Here is a 2,853-nt window from a genome sequence, read left to right on the forward strand (position 1 = left end):
GGGCAAACAAGAGCCCACTAACTCATTAAAATACAGAGCAGCGGCATGAGTAAACGAATGAATATGTCAATCTAAAAAAACTTCGGAATCGAGTAAAAGTACACCCGGATGGTACAGGTGCATTAAAAAAAACGGTCCACAAGCCATTGGCAAATCCAGAGGAGGATGGACAACTCAAGTTCACATGGTAGCAGCGGATGATCAAACCGCCGTCACTTTTTCCTTATCGCCGGGTCAGGCGGGTGATGCACCGGAAGGAAGAAAGCTACTAAAAAAGCTTGAAAACTGTGGGTGGGAAGGTGCACAGGTCATAATGGATAAAGCCTATGAGGGGGACGAAACCAGGCAGTTAGTCATTGATTTGAATATGGAGCCCGTAGTTCCACCAAGAATGAATCGGATATCACCCTGGACATATGATCGTGAAATGTACAAAAAACGGAATGAAGTTGAACGCTTATTTCGTAGGCTAAAAGGCTTTAGACGCATATTTTCACGATTTGAAAAACTAGACGCTGTTTTTCGTTTTTTTATTCACTTTGCGCTTATCGTAGACAAGTTAATTAGTGTTAACAGGCCCTAGACAAATATAACTATGGCAAATACCTTACAATACGAGTCATTTGCGCATAAAACTGGCGCGGAATTTTATCATCCATTGAGGCGTATCACAAAAATTTTGTGCGCCATACAACTCTATGCTTTCTGAACCGGCTCCCTCTCCAGCTCAATATGTTCTCCCTGGTAATAATTACTGAGCTTCTGAGCCAAGTCCAAGCCTAAGAGTGCTACAAGCGCATGGCTATCCGTCATCTGATGTGGAATATATAAACGCACACCACCCAAGTGTTGCCCTAATTTGATGGCGGCATCATGACCGATCACTTCAGCTAATTCATGTAAAACACTCATGGTCTATCCCCCTATGACCGATATACACCATTAAGTAGTCTGCTGTCTTTCGTATAACAATTGACGAATGACACCGATCGCCCGTCCACTTTTGATCAGTTCACCATCACAGCGATACACCAGCCAAACTAACGCCATGGCTTCGTGGTATTTTTCCAAGTCATTGGAAAATCCTTTACCCCGTGTATGTCGTCCATTAACCCAGGCACCACCTTCGACTTCGACGGCAAATTTACTTTCTTGCCAAGCAAAGTCGAATCGCCATCGCCTATTGGGATGAAAACGGAATTCTTTTTGAGGTGGTGTCAAGCCAAATTCCTTGATATAGAGCTCCAATAAAGCTTCCAGTTGACTCATCTCAGGTTATTTTCCTCTTGTAACAAAAAAAATACAAAAAGCTATTTAAATATGTATGAAAATTAATTAAATTTGTACCCGGAGTTTGGATTTGTCCTTAAAATCCATTTTTATAAACATTGCCTCATTCATCACGGTTCCCTTCCTCTTTTTTTTGAGGCAATGTTTTTTTTATTTCTAACTTTCCCCATCCTCTCTATACTCACCTTTAAATAAAACTATTTACGTTTCTAAATATGTATTTAGATTTACGCCAGTTTTAGCTAGTTACACATTCTTACATAAAGCTGCATTTGCACAATGTAACTTTTTCAAAATTATAAAATATCTAACTGTAATAACAAATAAGTATCAATTTGTAATAGATGATTTACTAATTTAGTTTTTCACTTTATATTCCCCAAGCAATTCCTGCGAACAGACAATTTATTTATCTTAACTAGATTTGTAAGGTGTTTTGTTCAAGCATTGCCTCATTACTTTTATCTTTCTTAACCCTTATTTGGGGCAATGCTTTCTTTTAAAGTTTTACTTGTAGCTTTTATGCGCATACTGTCGTTAATTTAGTTTTCTACCCAGTAATTCATAAATGCAATTTAGTGCTGCTTGGGGATTATCCAGTTGGTTAAATCCACATTCTTGTAAATATTTTTCCTGAACCCTATCATGAAAATCCTTATTTTTTTCAGCCAATGTTTTAGGTGATTGGTCCGTAAGTGCTTTTGGCAAGTCCGTTAAGCTTTCTCCAGCTAACACTTGTTGACAGGCTAAAGTGTAGTTGCGTTTAAACAACGGAAAAATATCTTGCTCTCGTCGTGATTTAAGCTCAAAAAAACCTGTACTCTTAGCAGCCTGATACACGACAGGATGCGACCAATAAACTGACTGTGGACTTGGCGCATGGGCTTTTTCGCAGGCTTCGTGGTAAGCCTCCAGAGCTTGAGGTAAACCGGCATCATCGGGACTCAGGTTACACCAGGCAATGAAAGTGCCGACACTGGGTACAAAATCCCGCGCAATCTGTCGTGCTTTGGAAAGTCCTGTGCGTACTTGAGCGACGTTGACAATGCCATTGTCGATAAAGCCTTTGGTCCAGTTGCGCTTGGCACTGCTCAGGGTTTCCATATCCGAAAAGGCTTGTTTCCAGGCTGGGAAAATCCCTTGTAGCTCCCGAAAAATTACATTCACCAGCTCGGCCGCATGTTTGGAAATTGAGTCAACATGGGGTTGATCAATCCCTGCAGTGCTAGTCCCTGCCAGGGGTACACCAGCGAGTAAATCCTTGGGTGTTTTCATGTTCATGCCCTCAAAGACCTAGATCTAACCGCCAGCTAGTGTCATCCCAATCCAATTGGTTTGAGTTAACAGGGGACGGAGGTTGTCTGAGTTTTTTCTCTTCGGCATAGGCCTCAGCACGAAGCATCCAGTTTCGCCAAGCGGATTGCCAGCAGCTGAACTTAGAGTTTTTAGCACGGTGGTGATTTAAAAATTACGCGATGCTCGACTTTTTAGCCTATTAATTTAGCTAACTGAAGAGGAGCATTGCCTTGGTTCCTATTAAATAATACACACAAACTGTGTGAT

General features: G+C 41.1%; 3 protein-coding genes and 1 pseudogene. 1 reads left to right on the forward strand and 3 read right to left on the reverse strand.

Annotated features, from left to right (window positions below):
- Positions 1–92: 92 nt before the first annotated feature.
- A pseudogene (locus F607_RS0126085) lies at positions 93–583 on the forward strand (IS5 family transposase); the annotation flags it as partial.
- A 113-nt stretch (positions 584–696) separates the two neighbouring features.
- Here F607_RS0126085 and F607_RS0126090 read toward each other — a convergent pair.
- The 3 genes from F607_RS0126090 to F607_RS32040 form a co-directional block, all read right to left on the reverse strand.
- Positions 697–912, reverse strand: a complete 216-nt coding sequence (locus F607_RS0126090; protein WP_027710352.1) for a hypothetical protein — start codon at positions 910–912, stop codon at positions 697–699.
- A 30-nt stretch (positions 913–942) separates the two neighbouring features.
- On the reverse strand, positions 943–1,269 hold the full coding sequence (locus F607_RS0126095) for a hypothetical protein (protein ID WP_027710353.1): 327 nt from the start codon (positions 1,267–1,269) through the stop codon (positions 943–945).
- Between the two features lie 558 nt (positions 1,270–1,827).
- Entirely contained in the window at positions 1,828–2,565 is a 738-nt protein-coding gene (locus F607_RS32040; protein ID WP_051311852.1) for a replication protein P, read from the reverse strand.
- Positions 2,566–2,853 lie beyond the last annotated feature (288 nt).

Origin of the sequence: Zooshikella ganghwensis DSM 15267, assembly GCF_000428585.1 — a bacterium.
In the GTDB taxonomy this organism is placed as follows: Bacteria; Pseudomonadota; Gammaproteobacteria; order Pseudomonadales; family Zooshikellaceae; genus Zooshikella; species Zooshikella ganghwensis.

Coding starts and splice junctions, on each gene's coding strand:
- F607_RS0126090 (WP_027710352.1), bottom strand. CDS start 912: ATGAGTGTTTTACATGAATTAGCTGAAGTGATCGGTCATGATGCCGCC.
- F607_RS0126095 (WP_027710353.1), bottom strand. CDS start 1,269: ATGAGTCAACTGGAAGCTTTATTGGAGCTCTATATCAAGGAATTTGGC.
- F607_RS32040 (WP_051311852.1), bottom strand. CDS start 2,565: ATGAAAACACCCAAGGATTTACTCGCTGGTGTACCCCTGGCAGGGACT.